9 protein-coding genes are annotated in these 24,356 nt (G+C 73.7%); 4 read left to right on the top strand and 5 right to left on the bottom strand.

The features are described 5' to 3' along the window. The 4 genes from NOD94_RS19845 to NOD94_RS19830 all read left to right on the top strand — a co-directional run. The coding region (locus NOD94_RS19845) for a non-ribosomal peptide synthetase (protein ID WP_281207327.1) at positions 1-7,049 on the top strand (7,049 nt) is incomplete at its 5' end. After that, a complete protein-coding gene (locus tag NOD94_RS19840; protein ID WP_281207326.1) occupies positions 7,049-14,239 on the top strand; it encodes a non-ribosomal peptide synthetase in 7,191 nt (2,396 codons plus the stop codon). The genes NOD94_RS19845 and NOD94_RS19840, both read left to right, overlap by 1 nt. A 4-nt stretch (positions 14,240-14,243) precedes the next feature. Next, the gene (locus NOD94_RS19835; RefSeq protein WP_281207325.1) at positions 14,244-15,080 is read left to right on the top strand and encodes an alpha/beta fold hydrolase; all 837 of its coding nucleotides are present in this window, start codon (positions 14,244-14,246) and stop codon (positions 15,078-15,080) included. Between the two features lie 10 nt (positions 15,081-15,090). Beyond that, a complete protein-coding gene (locus NOD94_RS19830; protein WP_281207324.1) occupies positions 15,091-15,987 on the top strand; it encodes a phosphotransferase in 897 nt (298 codons plus the stop codon). On the opposite strand, the gene NOD94_RS19825 is transcribed toward NOD94_RS19830, so the two are convergent. From NOD94_RS19825 to NOD94_RS19805, 5 genes are all read right to left on the bottom strand, one after another. Beyond that, on the bottom strand, positions 15,870-18,374 hold the full coding sequence (locus tag NOD94_RS19825; protein WP_281207323.1) for a cation-translocating P-type ATPase: 2,505 nt from the start codon (positions 18,372-18,374) through the stop codon (positions 15,870-15,872). The two genes, NOD94_RS19830 and NOD94_RS19825, sit on opposite strands and share 118 nt — an antisense overlap. Before the next feature lie 162 nt (positions 18,375-18,536). Next, a complete protein-coding gene (locus tag NOD94_RS19820; RefSeq protein WP_281207322.1) occupies positions 18,537-20,423 on the bottom strand; it encodes an ABC transporter ATP-binding protein in 1,887 nt (628 codons plus the stop codon). A gap of 61 nt (positions 20,424-20,484) precedes the next feature. Beyond that, entirely contained in the window at positions 20,485-21,411 is a 927-nt protein-coding gene (locus tag NOD94_RS19815) for a clavaminate synthase family protein (protein WP_281207328.1), read from the bottom strand. 205 nt (positions 21,412-21,616) lie between these two features. After that, on the bottom strand, positions 21,617-22,603 hold the full coding sequence (locus tag NOD94_RS19810; RefSeq protein WP_281207321.1) for a beta-ketoacyl-ACP synthase III: 987 nt from the start codon (positions 22,601-22,603) through the stop codon (positions 21,617-21,619). After that, entirely contained in the window at positions 22,587-24,335 is a 1,749-nt protein-coding gene (locus NOD94_RS19805; RefSeq protein ID WP_281207320.1) for an acyl-CoA dehydrogenase family protein, read from the bottom strand. The genes NOD94_RS19810 and NOD94_RS19805 overlap by 17 nt, the downstream gene beginning before the upstream one ends. Positions 24,336-24,356 lie beyond the last annotated feature (21 nt).

The raw sequence follows: 24,356 nt of genomic DNA, 5'->3' as shown, positions 1-24,356 counted from the left end.
TCGGCGCAGGCACCGACATCCCCATCGGCACCCCCATCGCCGGCCGCACCGACGACGCCACCGACCACCTCATCGGCTTCTTCGTCAACACCCTCGTCCTGCGCACCGACACCAGCGGCAACCCCACCTTCACCCAACTCCTCACCCGCGTCCGCGAAACCGACCTCACCGCATACGCCCACCAAGACCTCCCCTTCGAACGACTCGTGGAAGCCCTCAACCCCACCCGCACCCTCTCCCACCACCCCCTCTTCCAGACGATGCTGACGTTGCACAACACCGAAGGGGCACAGGCGCGTTCGGAGGTGCCGCGGTTCGCCGGGCTCAGTGCTCGGGTGGAGGGTTCGGAGGGGGCCTCGGCTCGCTTCGACCTGTCGTTCGCGCTGGCCGAGCGGTTCGGTGCGGACGGTGGCTGCGAGGGCATGGCGGGCAGCGTCACGTACAGCACGGACCTGTTCGACCGGGAGACCGTGCAGGGGATCGCGGACCGGCTGGTGCAGGTCATCAGTACCGGTGTGGCCCACCCCAACCGGCCGATCGGGCAGTTGGAGATCCTCAGCCCGACGGAGCGGCAGTCGCTCCGCGAGTGGAGCGGCACGGCCGGGCCGGCGCCCGAAGGTTCCGTGTCCCGGCTGGTCGAGCGGCAGGCCGCGCTGACCCCGGACGCGCCGGCGCTGGTCTTCGCCGGCGTTGCCCTGTCGTACGCGGAACTCAACGCGCGCGCCAACCGGCTCGCCCGGCACCTCGTCGAGCGGGGCGCGGCCCCGGGCCGGTTCGTGGCGGTGGCGTTGCCGCGTTCCGCCGACCTGGTCGTGACGCTGCTGGCGGTCCTCAAGTCGGGTGCCGCTTACCTGCCGCTCGACCCCGGTTATCCGGCGGACCGCATCGCGTACATGCTCGACGACGCGGCTCCGGCGCTCACCGTCACCGAGCCGGTCACCGTGGACGAGCTGGCGGCGTACGGGGGCACCGACCTCGCGGACGCGGAGCTGCGGACGCGGGTCCTGGGCGCGCACCCCGCGTACGCCATCTACACGTCGGGGTCCACGGGCCGCCCCAAGGGCGTCGTGGTTCCCCGGGCCGCGTTGGGCGCGTTCCTCGACTCGGTGGGGCGGCGCTTCGCGCCGGGCGTCGGGGACCGGCTGCTGGCGGTCACGACGGTCGGCTTCGACATCGCCGGGTTGGAGCTCTTCCTGCCCCTGCTGCACGGTGCGGCGGTGGTCCTCGCGGACGAGGAGACGTCCAAGGATCCGGCGGCGCTGCTGCGGACGGTCGTGGAGTCCCGGATCACGTTGCTCCAGGCGACGCCCAGTCTGTGGCAGGGGCTGGTGGCCGCGGACCGCGGTGAGCTGGCCGGGGTCCACGTGCTGGTGGGCGGTGAGGCGCTGCCGACCGAGCTGGCCCGGACGCTGGGCGGGCGGGCGCGTTCGGTGACCAACCTGTACGGGCCGACGGAGGCGACGATCTGGGCGACGGCCGCCGAGGTGTCGCGGCCGGGTCCCGCCGGGCCGGTCATCGGGCGGCCGTTGGCGAACACGTCGGCGTACGTGCTGGACTCGGCGCTGCGCCTGGTGCCCGTGGGGGTGCCGGGCGAGCTGTACCTGGCGGGCGCGCAGTTGGCGGAGGGGTACCACCTGCGTCCCGGGCTGACGTCCGAGCGGTTCGCCGCGGACCCGTACGGGGCGCCCGGTGCGCGGATGTACCGCACCGGGGACCTGGTGCGGCGGGAGCGGGACGGCGCTCTGCGCTACCTGAGCCGTGTCGACCAGCAGGTGAAGCTGCGCGGGTTCCGCATCGAGCTGGGTGAGGTCGAGTCGGAGCTGGTGCGGCACCCGGGGGTCGCGGAGGCGGCGGTCCTGGTCCGTGAGGACCGGCCGGGTGACCAGCGGCTGGTCGGGTACGTCGTCGCGGACGGGCCGGAGCCCGCCGCGGCGGCGTTGCGGGACCGGCTGCGGAGCCGGTTGCCGGAGTTCATGGTGCCGACGGCGCTGGTGTTCCTCGACCGGCTGCCGCTGACGCCGAACGGGAAGCTGGACCGGGCGGCGCTGCCCGCGCCGGACCAGGCCGCCGGGTCGGTCGGGCGGGGGCCGCGCGATCCGCGCGAGGAGATCCTCTGCTCGCTGTTCTGCGAGGTCCTGGGTCGGACGCGGGTCGGTATCGACGACAGTTTCTTCGACCTGGGCGGGCACTCGCTGCTCGCGAGCCGGCTGGTCAGCCGGATCAGGACGGCGCTGGGCGCCGAGTTGTCCGTGCGGCAGTTCTTCGAGACGCCGACGGTGGCCGGGTTGTCGGGTGCGCTCGACGCGGCGTCCGGTGCGCGGGCGCCGTTGGTGGCGCGGCCGCGGCCGGAGCGCGTTCCGCTGTCGCCGTCGCAGCAGCGGCTGTGGTTCCTGGGGCAGTTCGAGGGTCCGTCGGCGACGTACAACCTGCCGACCGCCCTGCGGTTGACCGGTGTCCTGGACCGGGAGGCCCTGGAGCTGGCGGTCGACGACGTGGTGGCGCGGCACGAGAGCCTGCGGACCGTCTTCGCGGACGACGAGCGGGGTTCGCACCAGATCGTGCTGCCCGCCGACCTGGTCCGTCGGCCGCTGCGGGTCACGGACGTGACGGCAGGGGAGCTGGAGGAGCGGCTGGCGGAGGCGACGGGTCACATCTTCGACCTGACGGGCGAGATCCCGTTCCTGGCGCGGTTGTTCCGGCTGTCCGACACGGAACACGTGCTGCTGTTGCTCATCCACCACATCGCCGGTGACGGCTGGTCGATGGCGCCGCTGGCCCGTGACCTCACCTCGGCGTACGCGGCGCGCGGCGCGGGCGCGGCCCCCGTGTGGGAGCCGCTGCCCGTCCAGTACGCCGACTACGCGCTGTGGCAGCACGAGCTGCTCGGCGACGAGGCGGACCCGGACAGCACCGCCGGCGTTCAGCTGGCCTACTGGAAGGAGGCCCTGGCCGGGCTGCCCGAACAGTTGGAGCTGCCCACGGACCGGCCGCGTCCCGCCACGGCCGGCTACTCCGGCGACCGCATCCCGTTCACCGTTCCGGCGGCGTTGCACGCACGGCTGGTGGAGCTGGCGCGGGCGGCGCACGCGAGTCCGTTCATGGTCGCCCAGGCGGCGTTCGCGACGCTGCTGACCCGTCTGGGCGCGGGTGAGGACGTCCCCATCGGGACGGCGGTGGCCGGTCGTACGGACGAGGCGACGGAGAACCTCATCGGGTTCTTCGTCAACACGTTGGTCCTGCGGACCGACACGAGCGGGAACCCCAGCTTCCGTGAGCTGCTGAACCGGGTCCGTACCGCCGATCTGGCCGCCTACGCGCACCAGGACGTGCCGTTCGAGCGGCTGGTGGAGGCGATCAACCCGACGCGCAGCCTCTCCCACCACCCGCTCTACCAGGTGATGATCACCTTCAACAACACGGCGGACCCGGTCCGCGAGGAGGACCGCGGTCGCGGTGCCACGTCGGGTGGTGACGTCCTGCGGGACGCGACGCGGCTGGCCGCGCGGACGGGCGTCGCGAAGTTCGACCTGTCGCTGACCCTCGGGGAGAGCCACGACGCGTCGGGGCTGCCTGCGGGGATGCGGGGTTCGCTGGAGTACCGGACGGAGCTGTTCGACCGGGAGACCGTCGAGTCGATCATTTCGCGGCTGCTGGGCGTGCTCGGTTCGGTGACGGCGGATCCGGACCTGCCGATCGGCGGGATCGGTCTGCTGGATCCGGTGGAGCGCCGGCAGGTGCTGGAGGAGTGGAACGACACCGCCCGTCCCCAGCGGGAGGCGACCCTTCCCGAGCTGTTCGAGGAGCAGGTGGCGCGGACTCCGCTGCGGCCGGCGCTGTCGGCGGACGGGACGACCCTCACGTACGAGGAGCTGAACGCGCGCGCCAACCGGCTGGCCCGGCTGCTCGTCGAGTCGGGGGCGGGGCCGGAGCGGATCGTGGCGCTCTGCCTGCCGCCGTCGGTGGACATGGGGGTGGCGGTCCTCGCGGTGCTGAAGAGCGGCGCGGCGTACCTGCCCGTCGATCCTTCCGCGCCTCCGGAGCGGGTCGCCGTGATGGTGGACGACGCCCGGCCGGTCTGCGTGCTCACGGCGGGACGGCTCCCAGAGGGGCTGTTCCCGGACGGGTTGCCCCGGCTGGCGTTGGACGGTCCGCGGGTGCGCGCCGAGGTCGCGGGGCGGCCCGCCCACGATCTGGGTGACGCGGACCGGACGGGTCCGTTGTCGCCGTGGCACGCGGCGTACGTCATCTACACGTCCGGGTCGACGGGCCGCCCCAAGGGGGTGGTCGTGGAGCACCAGCCCGCGGTCAACTACCTGGCGGTGTCGACCGAGTTGTATCCGGGGGTGAGCGGGCACGCGCTGCTGCATTCGCCGCTGTCGTTCGACCTGACCGTGACCGGGCTGTTCGCGCCGCTGCTGAGCGGCGGCTGCGTCCACCTCGCGGACCTGGAGGAGCTGCACGAGCGGCACCTGGCGGGCGAGGTGCCCGCGGGCCTGCCGCAGATCACCTTCCTGAAGGCGACGCCGAGCCACCTGCCGCTGATCACCGAACTGCCCGGGGTGTACGCGCCGCTGGGTGATCTGGTGCTGGGCGGGGAGTCGCTGACGGGGCGGGCGGTGCGCACGGCGTTGGAGGCGCACCCGGGCATGACCGTGCTCAACGAGTACGGGCCGACGGAGACCATCGTCGGCTGCACGACCTGGCGGGTGGGTTCCCCGGAGGACCTTCAGGACGGGGTCCTCACCATCGGTCGGCCGTTCCCCAACACCCGGATGCTGGTCCTGGACCAGTTCCTCCAGCCCGTGCCGGCGGGCGTGCCCGGTGAGCTGTACGTCTCCGGGGTGCAGTTGGCGCGCGGCTATCTGGCCCGGCCGGGGCTCAGTGCCTCCCGGTTCGTGGCGAACCCCTTCGAGGGGCCCGGTGAGCGGATGTACCGCACGGGTGACATCGTCCGCTGGAACCGGCGGGGTGACCTGGAGTTCATCAGCCGGGTCGACGACCAGGTGAAGATCCGCGGGTTCCGGGTGGAGCTCGGCGAGGTCGAGTCCACCCTGGCGCGGCACCCCGGGGTGTCGGAGGCGGTGGCCGTGGTCCGCGAGGACCGGCCGGGTGACCGGCGCCTGGTGGCCTACCTGGTGGCCGCCGAGGGCGCCGGCGGGCTCGCGGACCCGGAGGAGCTGCGGGTCTTCGTACGGGACGCGCTGCCGGACTACATGGTGCCGTCGGCGTTCGTCACGCTGGACGTGCTGCCGCTGACGGGCAACGGGAAGCTCGACCGCAAGGCGCTGCCCGCGCCCGACTACGGGCAGCGTTCCACGGGCCGGGCGGCGGGCACCGCCGTCGAGGAGCTGCTGTGCCGGCTGTTCGCCGAGGCCCTCGGGTTGGAGTCCGTCGGCGTCGACGACGGCTTCTTCGACCTGGGCGGCGACAGCATCCTGTCCATCCAGCTCGTCAGCCGCGCCCGCGGGCAGGGTCTGACGATCTCCGTCCGGGACGTCTTCGAGCACCAGAGCGTCGGCCGGCTCGCCGAGTCCCTGGAGCGGGCGGACGGGGCGGGCACGGAAGGGGCGGCGGCCGAGGTGTACGGGCCGACCGGGCCCGTCCCGATGACGCCGATCATGGGCTGGTTGAAGGAGCTCGGCGGTCCGGTGGCTCCGTTCAACCAGTCGGTGGTGGTGTCGGTGCCCGCCGGCCTCGACGAGGACCGGCTGCGGGGCGCCCTGCGGACCCTCCTCGACCACCACGACGCCCTGCGCCTGCGGGTGGCCCCGGACTGGACGATGTCCATCCCGGAGCGGGGTGTTCCGGCGGTGGAGTCCCTGTTCACCCGCCACCGCGCCCCCGACCTCGACGAGGCCGCGCTGCGGACGACGGTCACCGATCTGGCGGCCGCCGCCCGCGACCGGCTCGACCCCGGGAGCGGCCGCATGCTGGAGGCCTGCTGGCTCGACCGCGGTCCGCGGACCGACGGACTGCTCGTCCTGGTCGCGCACCACCTGGTCGTCGACGCCGTGAGCTGGAGGTTCCTCGTACCCGATCTGGCCGCGGCCCACGACGGCCGGCCGCTCACCGAGGGCGGTACCGGCTGGCGGCAGTGGGCCGAGACGCTGCGCGGTCTCGCGGAGCGGCCCTCGACGGAGGCGGAGGCGGACCACTGGCTCCGTACCCTCGACCACACGGCCGCCCTCACGATCGACCCGGTCCGTGACACGCACGCCGGGTCGGGCCAGGTCACCCTGGACCTCGACGCGGACACCACCGAGGCGCTCCTCACCTGGGTGCCGGGCGTCTACCACGCCGAGATCAACGACGTGCTGCTGACCGCGTTCGCCCTGGCGGTCGCCGACTGGCGGCGCACCCGGGGCGAGGACCCGGGGGCGCCGGTCGTCGTCGACCTCGAAAGCCACGGCCGGCACGAGCACCTGGCGGCCGGCGCCGACCTCACCCGCACCGCCGGCTGGTTCACCTCGATGCACCCGGTGCGGCTGAGCCCGCGGGTCGGCGGGGACTGGGCGCAGGTGTGGGACGGCGGCCCGGCGGCGGGCCGCGCCCTCAAGCAGGTCAAGGAGCAGCTGCGCGAGGTCCCCGGCGACGGGGTGGGCCACGGCCTGCTCCGGTACGTCAACCCCCGGACCCGGGAACGGTTCTCGCGCCTGCCGTCCCCCGAGTACGGGTTCAACTACCTGGGGCGGTTCACCGGCGGCCGTGACGCCCGGGAGGGCGGGGCGGCGCCCGCGTGGAGCGTGGTGGGCCGGGGCGTGGCCGGGCAGCACCCGGACACCGTCCTCGGGCACCCGGTCGAGCTGGTCGCGGGCGCCCACGACACCGGGCAGGGGCCGCGGCTGCACAGCGTGTGGACGTACGCGGCGGGCGTGCTGACCGAGGACGCGGTCCGCGGGCTCGGCGAAGGCTGGTTCAGGGCATTGAAGGCGCTGGTGGAGCACGCCCGTCGGCCGGAGGCCAGTGGCCTGACGCCCTCGGACGTGTCCCTCACCTCGCTCAGCGCGGACGACATCTCACGGCTCGAAAGCGAATGGGGTTCCCTCTGATGGCCAAGTCAGGTCTGGAAGACATTCTTCCGCTCTCTCCGCTCCAGGAGGGAATGCTGTTCCACAACCTCTTCGACGCCGATGAGTTGGACGCCTACAACGTCCAGGTCTTCATCGAGCTCGAAGGCCGGGTCGACGCGCACCGGCTGCGCGGCGCCACCACGGCGATGCTGCGGCGACACTCGAACCTGCGCGCCGCCTTCCGGCACGAGGGCCTCAAGCGTCCGGTGCAGCTGATCCCCCGCGAGGTGGTCGTGCCGTGGCGTGAGGAGGACCTGAGCGCGCTGCCGGAGGACCGGCGGGAGGCCGCGGCGGAGGCACTCGCCGACGAGGACCGCTGGACCCGGTTCGACCTGGGCAAGCCGCCGTTGATCCGGTTCACGCTGATCGGGCTGGGCGGGGGCCGCCACCGGCTGGTGATGACGAACCACCACATCCTGCTCGACGGCTGGTCGATGCCGGTGCTGCTGCGCGAACTCCTCACGCTGTACACGGTGCACGGTGACGTCACCGCGCTGCCGCGGGTTCGCCCGTACCGCGAGTACCTCACCTGGCTCGACTCCCGCGACCGGGGCGCGGCCGAGGCCACCTGGACGGAGGCCTTCGAAGGCTTCGGCGCCCCGACCATCGTGGCACCGGACCGGGGGGCGCTCACCGCGGCCCCGGAGCGGATCCACTTCGTGGAGGACGAGGCGTTCACCGCCGCGCTGACCCGGTTCGCCCGGTCCACCGGGGTGACCGTGAACACCACGATCCAGAGCGCCTGGGGCCTGGCCCTGGCCCACATGACGGGCCGCGGCGACGTGGTGTTCGGTGTGACGGTCAGTGGCAGGCCGCCGGAGCTGCCCGGGATCGACACGATGGTCGGTCTGTTCATGAACACGCTGCCGCTGCGCGTGCGGCTGCGGCCGGCGGAGCCGCTCGCGGAACTGCTGCGCCGGGTGCAGCGCGAACAGGCCCGGCTGATCGACCACCAGTGGGTCGGGCTCGCGGACATCCAGCGCTGGGCAGGCTCCGGTGAGCTGTTCGACACCGCGATGGTCTTCGAGAACTACCCGCTGAACTCCAGCCGGGGCCGGCCGCCGGGCACGGACACCGCCACGGACCTCCCCACCGTCCTGAAGATCCACTCCCGTGACCAGATGCACTACCCCCTGGGACTGCTGGCCCTGCCCCGGGACAACATGCTCCGCTTCTCGCTGGGTTACCTGCCGGACCTGTTCACCGCCGAGCGGGTCGACGAGGTGATCGCCGTGTTCCGGCGCGCCCTGCGGGCCATGGTCGAGCAGCCGCAGGTGCCGGTGGGCGCCGTCCGGCTGCTCGACCCGGCCGTACGGCGCACGGTCCTGGAGGAGTGGAGCGGCTCCGACTACGAGCGGGCCCCGGAGCTGTTCACGGACCTGTTCGAGGAGCAGGTGGCGCGCACCCCGCACGCCCCGGCCCTGATCGCGCCCGACGACACCCTCTCGTACGCGGACCTCAACGCCCGCGCCAACCGGCTGGCGCGGCGCCTGGTCCAGCTCGGCGTCGGCCCGGAACGCCTCGTCGCGATCGCCGCGCCGCGCTGCGCCGACCTCGTCGTCGGCATGCTCGCCGTCCTCAAGGCCGGCGGCGCCTACGTGCCCGTCGACCCGGCCTACCCGGCCGACCGGATCCGGCACATGATCGAGGACTCCGATCCGGTGCTCGTGCTCACCACCGCCGAGGTGGACGCACAGCTGGGCCGGGAGAGCGGCGCCCCGCTGACGTTCGTCATGGACGATCCGATGCTGCCCGGGACGCTGCGGGAGCACTCCGCCGCCGACCTCCGCGACCCGGAGCGCGCCGCGCCGCCGGCCCCGCACCACCCGGCGTACGTCATCTACACCTCGGGCTCCACGGGCCGCCCCAAGGGCGTGCTCGTCGAGCACCGGGCCCTGTCGGCGTTCGTCAGGCACTGCCGGGAGACCCAGGCACCGGACGTGTCGGGGCTGTCCGTGATGCAGGCCTCGGCGTCCTTCGACCAGAGCGTCGGCTCGCTGCACGCCCCGCTGATCAGCGGCGGCTGCGTCCGGCTGTCGGACCTGGAAAGCCTGGCCGAGACCGCCGTCGCCGAACCGGACTTCCTGCGCGCCACGTTCATGAAGGGCACGCCGTCGCACCTGGCGCTCCTCGCGACCATGCCGGAGTCCGTGTCCCCGTCCGGGCTCCTCACCCTCGGCGGGGAGCAGCTCCTCGGCGAACACCTCTCACCGTGGCGCGAGTCGAAGCCCGAGGTGACCCTGGTGAACGTCTACGGCCCGACCGAGGCCACCGGACACTGCCTGGAGCACTGGATCCGGCCCGGTACCGAGGTCCCGTCGGGACCGGTGCCGATCGGCACCCCGCACCACGGGGTGCGGCTGTACGTGCTGGACGCCGGGCTGCGCCCGGTGGGTCCGGGTGCCGACGGCGAGGTGTACCTGGCGGGGGCGCAGCTGGCGCGCGGGTACCTGGGCCGCGGCGGGCTGACGTCCGAGCGGTTCACCGCCAACCCCTTCGGGGGACCGGGCAGCCGCATGTACCGCACCGGTGACGTGGCCCGCTGGAACGACGACGGGAAGCTCGTCTTCGTCGGCCGGGCGGACGACCAGGTCAAGCTGCGCGGGTTCCGCATCGAGCTGGGCGAGATCGAGTCCGCCGTCGCGGCCCAGCCGGGCGTGCTCCAGGCGACCGTCCTGCTCCGCGAGGACCGGCCCGGTGACCAGCGCCTGGTCGCGTACGTCGTGCCCGACCGCACTCTCTGGAACGAGGGCGTCGCCCAGGCCGGGCTGGCCGAGCGGCTGCCCGACTACATGCTCCCGTCGGCGATCGTCGCCCTCGACGCGTTCCCGCTGTCCCCGAACGGCAAGCTCGACCGCAGGGCCCTGCCCGAACCCACCTGGGCGGCGCGGTCCGCGGGCCGTGCGCCGCGCGGCCCGCGCGAGGAGATCCTCGTCTCCCTGTACGCGGAGATCCTGTCCCTGCCGCACCTGACGATCGACGACAGCTTCTTCGACCTGGGCGGCCACTCCCTGCTCGCGACCCGGCTGGTCAGTCGCATCCGCACCACCCTCGGCGCGGAACTCTCCATCCGGCAGCTCTTCGAGACGCCCACCATCGCCGGTCTCGCCGGCGCCCTGGACCGGGCGGTCGACGCCCGCGAGCCGCTCACCGCCCGGCCGCGTCCGGAGCGCGTTCCGCTGTCCTACGCGCAGCAGCGCCTGTGGTTCCTCCACCAGCTCGAAGGCCCCAGCCCGACCTACAACATCCCGACGACGCTCCGGCTGACGGGTCCGCTCGACGCCGAAGCCCTCGAAGGGGCCGTCAACGACCTGGTCGGCCGGCACGAGATCCTGCGCACCGTGTACGCCGAGGACGAGCACGGCGCACGTCAGGTGGTGCTCGGTCCGGAGCGGTCCCGCATCTCCCTCGTGCGGGCCGACACGACCGAGGCGGACCACGAGCGGGACTGCGCGGCGGCGGCCCGGCACGCGTTCGACCTGACGACCGAGATACCGGTCCGCGCCTCGCTGTTCCGGATCTCCGACCAGGAGCACGTCCTGCTCCTCCTGATCCACCACATCGCCGGCGACGCCTGGTCCCGCACCCCCCTCGCCCACGACCTCACCACCGCCTACACCACCCGCACCACCAACGGCACAGCCCCCAACTGGACGCCGCTACCGGTCCAGTACGCCGACTACGCCCTCTGGCAACGCGCCCTCCTCGGCAACGACACCGACCCCACCAGCACCGCCGGCCAACAACTCACCCACTGGAAGAACACCCTCCACGACCTCCCCGAACAACTCGACCTCCCCACCGACCGACCCCGACCCCCCACCACCACCCACCACGGCGACCGCATCACCTTCACCATCCCCACCCCCACCCACCAACAACTCACCGAACTCGCCCGCACCACCAACACCACCACCTACATGGTTCTCCAAACCGCCCTCACCACCCTCCTCACCCGACTCGGCGCAGGCACCGACATCCCCATCGGCACCCCCATCGCCGGCCGCACCGACGACGCCACCGACCACCTCATCGGCTTCTTCGTCAACACCCTCGTCCTGCGCACCGACACCAGCGGCAACCCCACCTTCACCCAACTCCTCACCCGCGTCCGCGAAACCGACCTCACCGCATACGCCCACCAAGACCTCCCCTTCGAACGCCTCGTGGAAGCCCTCAACCCCACCCGCACCCTCTCCCACCACCCCCTCTTCCAGGTGGTCCTCTCCCTGCAGAACACCGGTCCGCGCGGCCCCGAGGCGCAGGGCGGCCTTGCCCTGCCGGGCGGGCTGACCATCTCCCGCGCCGGCGGCGCGGCCACCGCCGCCAAGGTCGACCTGGGCTTCTCGGTGTCGGAGCGCCGCGACGGCGACAACGCCCCCGCCGGAATCACCGGCGTCCTCGACTACAGCACCGACCTCTTCGACCGCTCGACGGCCCAGGCGCTGGCCGACCGGTTCGTCCGGGTGCTCGTCGAGGCGGTCGCGGACCCCGCCCTGCCGCTGAGCCGCATCGACGTCCTGGGGCCCGAGGAGCGCGGGCGGGTCCTGCGCCGGGCGCAGGGCCCCGCGAAGAACCTCGCCCCGGCCGGCTTCGCCGCGCTCTTCGAGGAGCACGTCCGCCGGCGCCCCGACGCCGAGGCCCTCGTCCTGCGCGAGGAGTCGCTGACCTACGCGCAGCTCAACGCGTGCGCCAACCGGCTCGCCCGGCTGCTGATCTCGTACGGAGCCGGTCCCGAACGCCTCGTCGCCCTGGCGCTGCCGCGCTCCACCGAACTGGCCGTGGCCGTCCTGGCCACCGCCAAGGCCGGCGCCGCCTTCCTGCCCCTGGACCCGGGGCACCCCGCGGACCGGATCACCGGCACGCTCCACGACGCGGCGCCCGTCGTCCTCGTGACGACCGACGGGACGGGCGGCACGCTGCCCGCCACCGACGTGCCCCGGCTGGTGCTGGACGATCCCGCGACGGCCGTCCTCCTCGCGGGCCAGGACGCCGGCGACCCGGCCGACGCCGACCGGACGGCCCCGCTCTCCCCGTTCAACCCGGCCTACGTCATCTACACCTCGGGCACGACCGGCCGCCCCAAGGGCGTCACCGTCACCCACGCGGGCCTGCCCGGCCTCGTCGACATCTTCACCTCGTACGCCGGCGTCGTCCCCGGCAGCCGGGTCCTGCACCACCTCTCCCCCGCCTTCGACGGCGCGGTCTGGGAACTGTCCATGGGCCTGCTGACCGGATCGACGCTGGTCGTCGCACCCCCGGAGACCGTTCCCGGGCGGGAGCTCGCGGAGCTGGCGGTCCGCGCGTCCGTCACGCACGCCGCGATCCCGCCGGCGGTGCTCCAGCTGATCCCCGAAGGGGCGCTGCCCGCCGGGATGACCCTGGTCGTGGCCGCCGAGAGCTGCCCGCCCGAGCTGGTCCGGCGCTGGTCCGCGGGGCGGCTCATGCTCAACTCGTACGGCCCGTCGGAAGCGACGGTCTGCGCGACGATGAGCGGCCCCCTGACGGCCGCGGTCACCCCGCCGATCGGCGGCCCGGTGGCCGACACCTCGGTCCACGCCCTCGACGAGGCCCTCCAGCCGGTGGCGCCCGGCGTGCCCGCCGAGCTGTACGTGAGCGGCCCCGGCCTCGCCCGCGGCTACCTGGGCCGACCGGCCCTGACCGGAGAGCGGTTCGTCGCGAACCCGTACGGGCCGCCCGGCAGCCGCATGTACCGCACCGGCGACCTGGTCCGCTGGAACCGGGACGGTCAACTGGAGTACCTGGGCCGCACCGACACCCAGGTCAAGCTGCGCGGCATGCGCATCGAACCCGCCGAGATCGAAGTGGCCATGACCCGCCTGCCCGGCATCGCCCAGGCCGCGGTCCTGGTCCGCGAGGACACCCCGGGCGAGCGCCGGCTGGTCGGCTACGCGGTCCCGGAACACGGCTTCGCCGCCGACCCGGCGGAGCTGCGCCGGCGGCTGCGGGAGCTGCTGCCCGAGTACATGGTCCCCGCGGCGATCACCGTCCTGGCCGCGCTGCCGTTGACGTCGAACGGCAAGCTCGACCGGCGCGCGCTGCCCGTGCCCGCGTACCGGGCGTCGAGCGGGCGGGCCCCGCGCACACCGCGCGAGGAGGTGCTGTGCCGGCTGTTCGCCGAGGTACTGGAACTGGAACTCGTCGGCCCCGACGACGGGTTCTTCGACCTCGGCGGGCACTCCCTGCTGGCGGTCCGGCTGGTGGAGCGGGTGCGGGCCGAGCTGGACGTGGTGATGACCGTGCGGGACCTGTTCGCCGCGCCGTCCGTCGCGGACCTCGCGGCGCGGCTCGCCGCCGGAGGTGCCCGCGAGCCGATGGAGCGCCTGCTGCCGTTGCGGACGTCGGGCTCCGAACGTCCGGTGTTCTGCGTCCACCCCGGGTCCGGGATGAGCTGGTGCTACTCGGGTCTCGTCCGCCACCTGCCCGCCGAGATACCGCTGTACGGGATCCAGGCCGCGGGGCTCGACGGTGACGGCACGCTGCCCGCCACCCTGGAGGAGATGGCCGCCGAGTACGCCGACCTGATCCGCGGGGTCCAGCCCGAAGGCCCGTACCGGCTGCTCGGCTGGTCGCTCGGCGGGAACGTCGCCTTCGCCATGGCCGACGAACTGCGCCGGCGCGGCCAGGAGGTGGAGCTGCTGACCCTGCTGGACTCCTACCCGCGGCGCGGCACCGCCGGCGCGGAACCCGCGCTGGCCGAGGTGTTCGCCCACAACCTGCGTGACGCCGGCTTCGACGTGACGCCGGCGGAACTGGCCGGCGGGGCCTTCCCCGCGGCCCGCTACCGGGAGTTCCTGCACGCCACCGGCGATCCGATGGGCCGCCTCGAAGCCGACGAACTGCGGTCGGTGCTGGACGTGTTCATGAACAACGCGGGTCTGATGCGCGGCCACGTCCCCGGCCGGTTCGACGGCGACGTGCTGGTGGTGTCCGCGGAGCGGGTGTCCGCGGAGAAGCTCGCCCGCCGCGACGCCCAGTCGTGGCGCCCCCACGCGACGGGCCGGATCGACCGCATCGGCGTCGACTCCGACCACCTCGGGCTCGTCCAGTCCGACGACGCGCTCGCCCGGATCGCCCGGGCCCTGACCGAACGGCTGCTGCCGACCGAAGGAGACACCGCCATGTCCCGTCCGAACGAGAGCGCCTGACGCCATGCCCCTCATCGACGTCAACGGCATCCGACTCCATTACTACGACGACCCGGCCGACAAGCCCGCCGTACCGACCGGCTCCGGCGGCACCGCGCCCGCCGTCCTGCTCATCATGGGCTCGGGCAGCAAGGGCCGGGCCTGGCACCTGCACCAGGTACCGGCCCTGGTCGCCGCGGGGCTGCGCGTCATCACCTTCGACAACCGGGGCATCGCCCCGAGCGACGAGTGCGCCGGCGGCTTCGGCCTGGCCGACCTGGTCGCCGACACGGCCGCGCTGATCGAGGAACTGCGGCTGGGCCCATGCCAGGTCGTCGGCACCTCGATGGGCGCCTACGTCGCCCAGGAACTCGCCCTGGCCCGGCCCGAACTCGTCGACCGTCTCGTCCTGATGGCCACCCGGGGCCGCGCGGACGCGGTCCGCAGCGCGCTGTCCCGCGCCGAGATCGAGCTGTACGACACGGACGTCCGGTTGCCCGCCTCGTACGAGGCGGTCATCGAGGCGATGCAGATGCTGTCGCCCACCACCCTCGACGACGACCAGCGGGCCCGCGACTGGCTCGACCTGCTGGAGCTGACCCGGGCCTCCGGGCCCGGCAGCCGGGCCCACCTGGGCATCACCGTCGGGTCGGACCGGCGCACGGCCTACCGGGACATCCGGGTCCCGACCCGGGTCATCGCCTTCGAGGACGACCTCATCTCACCGCCCCGGCTCGGCCGGGAGGTCGCCGAGGCGATCCCCGGCGCGGAGTTCGAGGTCCTGCCCGACTGCGGGCACTACGGCTACCTGGAGCAGCCGGAAGCCGTCAACAAGAGCCTCATCGGCTTCCTACGGACGTGAGGAGCACACCGTGCTGAAGGCAAACCCCCCGACCGTCCCGCAGGGCCTCGCCGAGGGCGAGCGGGAACTCCTGGACCGGATCCTGGAAGTGTGCCCGGCGCTGCGGCCGGCCTCGGTCGTCTACCGCAGCCGCACCTCACTCGTGGTCTCCGGCGAACTGGAGGGCACGGCGGTGGTCGCGAAGGTGCGCACGCCCGAATGGCGCCGGCAGAGCCTGCGCGAGATCGAGGCGTACGACCTGTTCGACGAGTCGCCGCCGCCCGTGGCGGTACCCCGGCGCTTCGCCTCCGACCGGGAGCACGCGGTACTGGTACTGGAACGGCTGCCGGGCGGGGTGGTGGCACCGGAGCGGTTCCCGGCCGCCCCGGTGCCGGACGCGGACCTGACGGGAGTCCTCGACGCCGTACGGCGGCTGCGCGGCTGGCGCCCCGACGTACCCGCCTCCTGGCACGTCGACTACCGGCCGATGCTCGACGGCGTCATCGCCCGGGGCGACCTCGACGGCGCGCACGGGGCGGCCGTGGTCCGGCTGCTGGAGTCGGCCGGGCCGCCGCGGGAGATCGGGCACGGGGACCTCGTCCTCGCGAACGTCGTGCGCGCCGGCGGCGGGCACGCCCTGATCGACTGGGCGAGCGCCGCCGTGTTCCTGCCCGGCGCGGACCTGGCGCAGCTGTGGTTGCTGCTGGGCGAGGTGCCGGGGGCCCGCGAGCGGATCGACGCGGTGGCCGCCGGACCCGGCGTCCCCCCTGCGGAGGTCGCCGGGTTCCTGGTGAACCTGACCCTGCTGCTCTACCGCGAGCGGCGGGCCCACTCCCGTTTCACCGACGAGGCGTCGCGGGCCCGCGCCGCCCGACTGGACACCGCCTGGGACCTGGTCCGCGAGCGGGTCGGGGCCTGGGCTCCCTGACGGGGGCGGACAGAACGCACGCGCGGGGGCCTCCCGGCCCACGGACCGGGAGGCCCCTGCGCGTCGGCGGCCGCCGGCGGGGCCGGGGTGCGGCGCCGCAGAACGGCCCACACGGCCTCCAGGCCCAGGCCGGCGACCACCGCGAAGCCCACGGCGGTCCAGGTCGCCGCGGCGCCGGCGGGCGCGATCAGGAAGAACTCCCGCAGCGGCGGCACCAGCAGCACGGCCAGGAACACCCCTGCGGCGCCACCGGCCAGCAGCAACCCCCGCGCCCCGAAGGGCCGCACGAGCAGGGCCAGGACCCACAGGCTGACGAGGAAGAGGCCGAGCAGGCCGGCGGCGGACGCGGCGCGCGCGTCACCGCCGTGGACCGGACCCGCCGCCACGTACGCGCCACAGGTGGCGGCGGCGGTCAGGGCGCCCGCGGGAACGGCGAAGCGAAGCCCCCGGCCCGCGAAGGGCGTGGCCAGCCGGTCCGTCCCCCGGCCCCGGACGAACACCAGGAACAGCGCCGGGAGGACCACGGCGAGGGAGGCGACGAGGGCGTGCTGCCGCGGCAGGAACGGGTACGGGACCCCGCCCGCGACGACGGCCAGGGTCAGCAGCGCCCCGTACACCGCCTTGGTCAGGAAGAGGACGGCGATCCGTTCGACGCCGCCGATGAGCCGCCGGCCCTCGGCGACGACGGAGGGCAACCCCGGCAGGGCCGGTCCGAGCAGCACGAGCTGCGCCGCGTCCCGGGCGGCGGCCGTCCCCGAGCCCGAGGAGACGGCGGTGTCGCCCTGCCGCAGCGCCGGGAGGTCCAGGGCGCCGTGGCCGACCACGGCGACGCGCCGACCGCGCGCCCGGAGGTCGGCGACGAGGTCCGGGCCGCGCCCCGGGCCGGTCCGCTCGGGCAGGGTCCGTACGGCGACGCCCTGCCCGTCCAGGCGGCACGCGGCCTCGGCGGTCTCCGGGGCGACCCGCGGCCCGAGCGCCACCAGCGCTACGGGTTCCGCGTGGTCGGGCACCGCGTCCGGGTCGGTGAGGAGGGCGGCGAGGCCCGCCCCGGAGCGGGCCAGGACCAGGACGTGCAGGCCCTTGGCCCCGTAGGAGTCGGCGACGACGCGCAGCGAGTGCCAGCCGGGCAGCAGCCGGTCGGGGGCGCCGAGCAGCCACGTCCGGGGGCCGTCGTCGCCGATGACGCTCACGCCGCTCCACCCGGGGTGGGGGGACGGTCCGCAGGTCCGGCCCCGGAGGCCGAGCCCGGCCTCGGGGCCGGGTGCGGGGAAGCGGTCGGCGACGGCCCGCAGCGTCGGATCGGGGCGGTCCTCCGTACGGCTCAGGAGGCCCAGCACGGCGGCGACGGGCGCCTCCTCGTCCAGGACGTGCACCGCCGCGACCTCCTGCTCGGCCCGCACGGGAGGGGTGTCGGCGCCGATGACGACGGTGTCCACCCGGCCGATCCCCTCGATCCCGGACGACTCGCGCACCAGGCAGCGCCGGCGCCCCAGACGGACGACGGCGGCGGAGTGTGCCATCGAGGTGAACAGCACCAGGCCTCCCGGAAGCATCGGCAACAGCGCGCTGACCATGTGGCGGACGGCGTCCCCCGGGTCGCTCCGGCCGACCACCCACTGGCCGACGACCGCGACGAGCGCCGCCGGGACGACCAGGTGGCCGACGTGCGCGAGCTGCGCGGTCAGGCTCCGCCCCAGTACGGACTCCTCCGGGCCCGCCCCGACCTGGTCCGGGCGGGCCGCGGACCCCGACCGGGCGGCGCGGGCGCCCGCGGCGGTGACGGCGTACGCCCCGGTGCCGGCCAGGACGAGGGCGCCCGCCCGGACCGGGTCGCCCCGCTGTTTGACGACCGGATCCGCCTCGCCCGGCACCGCGTGCTCGTCGACCTCCAGATCCTCTGCACCGACGATCGACCCGTCCACCAGGATCCGGTCCCCCGGTCCCAGTTCGATGACGTCGTCGACGACGAGGTCCCGGACCCCGAGCGGGACCAACTCCCCGTCGCGCCACACCGACGGGCGGTTCTCCACCATGGCCGCCAGCCGCTCCGTGGTCCGCCGGGCCCGCACCCCCTGGAGCACGCCGAGGGCGGTGGCGGCGAGCGTGACGGCGACGAACACCGCGTCCTGGACGGGTCCGGTGACCATGACGGCCAGGCACAGCAGGCCGGAGAGCGCACCTGCGCGGGTGCGCAGGTGGGCCCGTAACACCGCGCGGAGAACGCGGAAGGCCGGTCGGCGAGTTGGGGTGCCGGGCTCCTCGGCGACCCTGAGGGCCACCTGTGCCGCGGTGAGGCCGGCGCCCCGGACCGCCGGGAAGGCGAGGACGGGTACCGGCCCGGCCGGGCGGGGCGGTTGCTCGGCAGCGCTCCCGCGTCGTCCGCTCATGAGTCCCTTGCTCCACGTTCCCGATGGCCGGAACCCGGCCGGCCCCGGCTGAACGTACGGTACGAAACGGGCCACGCACCACTGCCGAAGGACAGTCGCCCGCCCCTGACTTCCATCAGGTGCGCGGGGACCGCCCTTCGACCCGGGCGCCGCCGCCACCGGCTACTTGATCAGCAGTTGATGGCTCGCCAGCTCCCGGTAGAGGGGGCTGCTGTCGGTGAGTTCGTCGTGGCTTCCGGTGGCGACGACCTCGCCGTGTTCGAGCACCACGATCTGGTCGCTGTCCACGACGGTGGACAGCCGGTGCGCCACCACGAGCAGGCTGCGATCGGCGATGACCTCGTTGATCGCGTTCCTCATGAGCGCCTCGTTGCGGGCGTCGAGGTTGCTGGTCGCCTCGTCGAGCAGCATGATCGGCGGGGCGGCCAGGAAGGTCCGCGCCAGGGCCAGCCGCTGGCGTTCACCGCCGGAGAGCAGTACGCCGCCCTCGCCGACCTCGGTGTCCAGACCGAGGGGGGCCCGCATGATCACCTGTTCCAGGTTGACCGAGCGCAGCACCCGGCGCATGTCCTCGTCCGTCGCCCCGGGGGCCGCCAGGGACAGGTTGTCCCGCACGGTTCCCGCGAGGACGGGCGCCGACTGCTCGACGTAGCCGAGCGAGTGGCGCAGCCGCGTGCGCGGCAGTTCGCGTACGTCGGTGCCGCCGACGCGCACCGCGCCCGAGGTGACGTCGTAGAACCGTTCCACCAGGGAGAGCAGGGTGGACTTGCCCGCCCCCGAGGGGCCGACCAGAGCGGTGCGGGTGCCGTGGGCGACGGTCAGCGACACGTCGCGGAGCACGGTCTCGCCGTTGCCGTAGCCGAAGGAGACCCGGTCGAACTCGATCGCGGGCGCGAGGACGGGCGGCGCGTCCGGGGCGGCGCGCTCCCGGACGGACAGGGACCCGCCCGGAGCCGGCCGGCCGGCGAGGCGGACCGCGGCGAGGTCCTCGGGGCCGGCGACGTCGCTCTCCTGGGGGAGCACCAGCACCTCCTCGATGCGCTGGAGCGCGCCGAGTCCGGTCTGGAGCCGGGCGTAGCCGTTCAGGGCCCGGCCGAGCGGGAACCAGAGCATGAAGAGGAAGAGGACGAAGGCGACCAGGTCGCCGACCTGGATCGCGCCACTGGCCACCCGGGCGCCGCCCAGGCCCAGGACGACCAGGAAGGCCAGTTGGATCGTCGTGGAGGTGATCGGGTTGATCATCGCCTGGAGCTTGGCGATGCGCATGCCCGCGTCGAAGGCGTCCTTGGCGTAGCCGTCGACGGCCCGCTCCTCGCGCTCCTCGGCGCCGCTGGCGCGGATGGTGCGCACCGCCGAGATCGCCCGCTCGACCGCGGCGGTCATCTCGCCGATGCGGTCCTGTGCGTCGCGGGAGGCCCCGCGGACCCGCCGGGCGAGTCCGAGGACCCCGGCGACGCCCAAGCCGATGCCGAGGGCCGTGGCCGCGAACAGGGTCGGGTCGATGACGAACATCATGCCCGCGGAGCCCACGACCATCAGGACGTTGGTGACGGTGTCGAACAGGCCCGAGGTGACGACCGCCCGCAGCAGGGTGGTGTCGGAGCCGACCCGGGACAGGAGGTCGCCCGTACGACGCCGGTCGTACTCGATGATCGGCATCCGGAGCAGTCGGGCCACCAGCCGGCGCCGGGCGGTGAGCACCAGGCCCTCGGCGGCGCGCTGGAGCAGGTAGTCGCGGAAGCCGCTGAGCACGGCCACCACCAGCAGCGCCGCGACCAGCAGTGCGACCAGCGACCCGACCGGCCGCTCCGCCTCTATGTTGGCCAGCACCTCGCGGGTCATGACCGGCTGGCTGAGGGTGAGCAGGGTCGTCGCCAGGGACAGCACGGCGACGGCCCCCAGGGTGCGCCAGTGCCCCTGGAGATAGGGCAACAGGGACCGTAGCCCGACCTCTTTGACGGGTGGTGGCGCCTGGGGCGGAACCTTCCGGGGCGGCTGCGTCGAGGTGTCCGGAGCGGACGGCCTCACCCGGGTCTGCATGCTCGTCATCGCACTCCAACTCATCGCTCGCTGCCGGCGGTCGGTGGGCCCGCCCCGGCGGGGGGTACGGCTACGGAAGGTCTCCCAGCACGTATCCGTCGGCCGGTCGCAGCCCTCGTGACCGACGCAGGTCGGTCATCACGAAGGTGCGCTGCAGCCAGCGGTCGGTGCCGTCGTATCTCGGTGTGAATTCGGTACGGCCGTGCACGGTGACCCGGTTGTCGACGATGGCCAGCTCGCCGGGACGCAGCCGGTGGGTCGCCGCGTGGCGGTCGAACTGTTCCTGGAGGACGCGCAGGGCCTCGGCGGCCCGTGCGGTCACCGCGGTCGTCGCGGACAGGTCGACGCGGATGTCGGGGTCCAGCGGGTCGCCGCTGAGCACCGGCGCCGGCTCGGCCCGGAAGTCGTTCATCCCGAAGGACGGGGGCGGCTCGGTGATGAACTCCGCCGCCCACAGGGCCTCGACGGTCGGGGCGGACAGCAGCGGCAGCACCTGGCGGATGCTCGCCGTACGCAGGCCCGCCCGGCCCTCGGGGTCGGCGCGCAGGCACAGCAGCATCACGAAGTCGGGCCGGTGCTCGTGGAAGACGTTCTCGTTGTGGAACGTCAGCAGCGTCGAGCCCGCGTTGCCCTGGAACTCCTCCATGCCGGGGACGGGTACTACGTCCTGGACGAGGGCCCCGCCCTTCTCCGGCCGGAACGCCCCCGGGTCACCCAGTCCGCAGGCCACCATCAGCAGGACCGCGGCCCCGATCGAAGGCTCCCGCTGGACGGACCCCTTGACGTCCGGGGTCACCGGCAGGTCCAGGGCGCCGACCGGGAGCCCGCGCAGCACCAGTCCGCCGTCGGGGCCCGAGTCGCGCCGGAAGTCGGCCAGCGTCCGGCGCAGCGCGACCGGCAGTTCGTGCCAGGAGTTCCTGGCGGCCGCCACCCAGTCGGGGTCGTCGGGCCGGCCCGACGCGTGGGTGACGAGTTTCCAGGCGACCTCCTCGACCATTTCCGAGTCCTTCAGGTCGAGCGTCACATCGTAGGGATTTGCCAAATACCCGGCTGCCACCGCCATATTCAAATCCTCCATCCACAGTGGTGTACCGTTCTCCGGAAACGCTATGGAAATTCGTTATCGGGTACGTATCGAGGCGGCATGACCGCCGCCCGATCGCCCGCACTGCCGACACCCGTCCCGGACGGGTTTTCGGCCGTCAGCCCCGCACGTCGTGGACGGGTTCGGCACCCGTCCAGACGACGGCCGAGGAACCCCAGGTCAGGCCACCTCCGAAGGCGGTCAGCAGCAGCTTGTCGCCCTCCTTGATCCGGCCGGCCGCGGCGGCGTCCGCCAACGCCAGCGGAATGGAGGCCGCAGCCGTGTTCCCGACGTTCTCGATATTCGATATCACGCGTTCCGGCGGCAGTCCCAGGCGTTTCGCCACGGCCTTCAGGATACGAATGTTCGCCTGATGCCCGATAAACGCATCGATATCCGCGAGGTCCCATCCGACCCGGCCGGCGACGGACCGGGCGGATTCCGCCATGGTCGTCACCGCCCGTTTGTAGACCTCCGGGCCGTCCATGGTCAGATAGGCCCCGTCCTTGGGGATCGTGATCAGCCCGTCCCCGGTGCCGTCGCTGCCCAGTTCCGTACGGAGCACCGCGCCCGGCCCGTCCGGCCGACCCCGCTCCAACAGGACCGCGCCGGCCCCGTCCCCGAAGAGGGGGGCCGTCACCCGGTCGTCGGGGTCGACGATCGAGGAGTAGACGTCCGCGCCGATCAGCAGGACGCTGTCGCAGCTCCCCGCGCTGATCATCGAGGTGGCCACGGAGAGCCCGTAGACGAAGCCCGAGCAGACGGCGGCGAGGTCGAACGCGGCCACCCGCAGCCCCAGTTCGGCCGCCACCCGGGGCGCGGTGGCGGGGCAGCGGCGGTCCGGCGTCGTGGTCGCCAACAGCACCAGGTCGCAGCCGTCCCGCCCGGCCGACTTCAACGCCGCCGCGCCCGCGGTGACGGCGAGGTCGCCCGTCTCGATCCCGGACGCCACCCGGCGCCGCGAGGCGATGCCGGTACGGCTGTGGATCCACGCGTGGTCGGTGTCCAGGTTCCGCGACACCTCCTCGTTGGTGACCACGGCCGCCGGCAGACAACTGCCGATGCCCGTGATGACCGCGCCGCCACCGTCACGCGGACCGGTCATGGACGAACTCCTCTCGGTACTCCGGCGCGCCCACGGCGGCAGGGATCCGCCCCCCGTGCGCCGCGACCACGTGCCGTTCCGCGAAGTCGGGACGGGCGATGGGAGCGGTGATCAGCTCGTCGGGGACCGCGAGCACCTCCAGCAGCTCGCCCGCCTCGAAGGGCGCACCGGCCGCCTCCTGCCGCTCGGCCTCCAGGCGCAGGACGTCGTCCCGGTCCAGGATCCCGGCGGCCAGACCGGTCACGGCGTGCTCCAGCACGCAGCTCGCCGCGTACTGCCCCAACAGCCGTCGCTCCAGCGCGGTGGCGGCCGTCGCGGCCCACCGCCCCAGCGCCAGCAACTGGTGGACGGCCCGCGTCCAGCGCGTGGTGGCCTCGCCCGGACCCTGCGCGTCGACCCGGTCCAGCAGGGCGTCGCAGATCGCGCGCAGCCGGCGTACGGCGTCCAGGCCGTCGGCCGGTCGCGCGGCCGCGTCGAGCGCCGCGTCGAACTCCGTTCGCTGCCGCAGGGCGTAGCGGGTGGCCTGGTAGCCGAGGACGGTGTTGTCCCCGCCGAAGGTGACGGCCACCTCGTAGTCGTGCAGCAGCGGGGCGATCTGGTTCGCGTCGTGGTAGCCGAGCCCCCCGCACAACTCGCGCGTCTCGGCGAGCGTGTGCCGGGCGTCGCCGGTCGAACCGGACTTGCCGCAGGAGATCAGCGCGTGCAGCACCTGATCACCCGCCGGCGGCCCGTCCGCGGCCCGGTCGACCGCGATGTCCGCCAGCGCCTCCAGCGCGTACCGGGAGGCCAACGCCCGGCCCACCGCGGTCGTCAACCGCGTCCGGTAGTGGGCGTGACCGAGCAACGGCGACCCGAAGGCGCGTTTCACCGACGCGAAGCGGGTGGTGACCGCGCAGGCGAGACGCTGCGCGTGCGCGGCGCCCACCGACGGGAACAACCGCTCGTGGGTGAAGGTCGCCAGGCACTCCTCGAAGCGCCGGTGCCGGGGCAACGGCGACCGGTAGGTGCCGTCGCCGTCGATCGACGCCCACCGGTTCATCAGGGCCGACAGCGGCAGCCGGTGGTCCGTGAAGGTCAGGACGCCGGTCTGGTTGGCCGTCACCCCGCCCTTCGGTTCGGCCCGCCCGATGCTGATGCCCGCCAACACCTTCCCGCCGGCCCGCAGGGGCACCCGTAGCCAGTGGTGACCCTCGTCCCGGCCGGCGACGACGAGCCGGGCCAACACCATGGCGACGTCACCCGAGTGCAGGCTGTTGCCGATCCAGACCTTGCTGGCGGCCGGCTCCGGGGTATCGAGGACCAACTGCCGGTCCTGATGGCTGTACGTCGCGGTGGTCAACACCCGCTTCAGGTCGGACCCGGCGTGCAGTTCGGACGCGGCGAAGCAGTACACCTTGCCCATGCCGTCGATCTCCGGGCCGTAACTGCGCACCTGGATCGGCCCCGCGTGACTGAGCAGCGCGTCCCCCGCGATCTGGTGGGAGACGAGCACGTTGAGCAGGGACAGGTCGTACGCGCCGATCCACCCCATGGTGCGCAGGAAGTCGGGGAAGCGGTCGCTGTCGCCGCGGCCCAGCCACTGCGCGTTCGAGCTGAAACCGGCCCGGTTGAGGATCCTCGCCCGGCGCAGCGTCAGCAGACTGTATTCGAGGACGCTCTGGTCGACGGGCCGGGTGGTGGCGAACTCGGGCCCGGAGAGGATGTGGGCCAGTTCCTTTTCGCGTTGCGTCATGATTCCTTCCCCTGGGACGTG

Source organism: Streptomyces sp. Isolate_45 (assembly GCF_024721315.2).
GTDB lineage: Bacteria > Actinomycetota > Actinomycetes > Streptomycetales > Streptomycetaceae > Streptomyces.
Note: the sequence above shows the minus strand (reverse complement) of the source record. Positions and strands in the feature narration are given on the sequence as shown.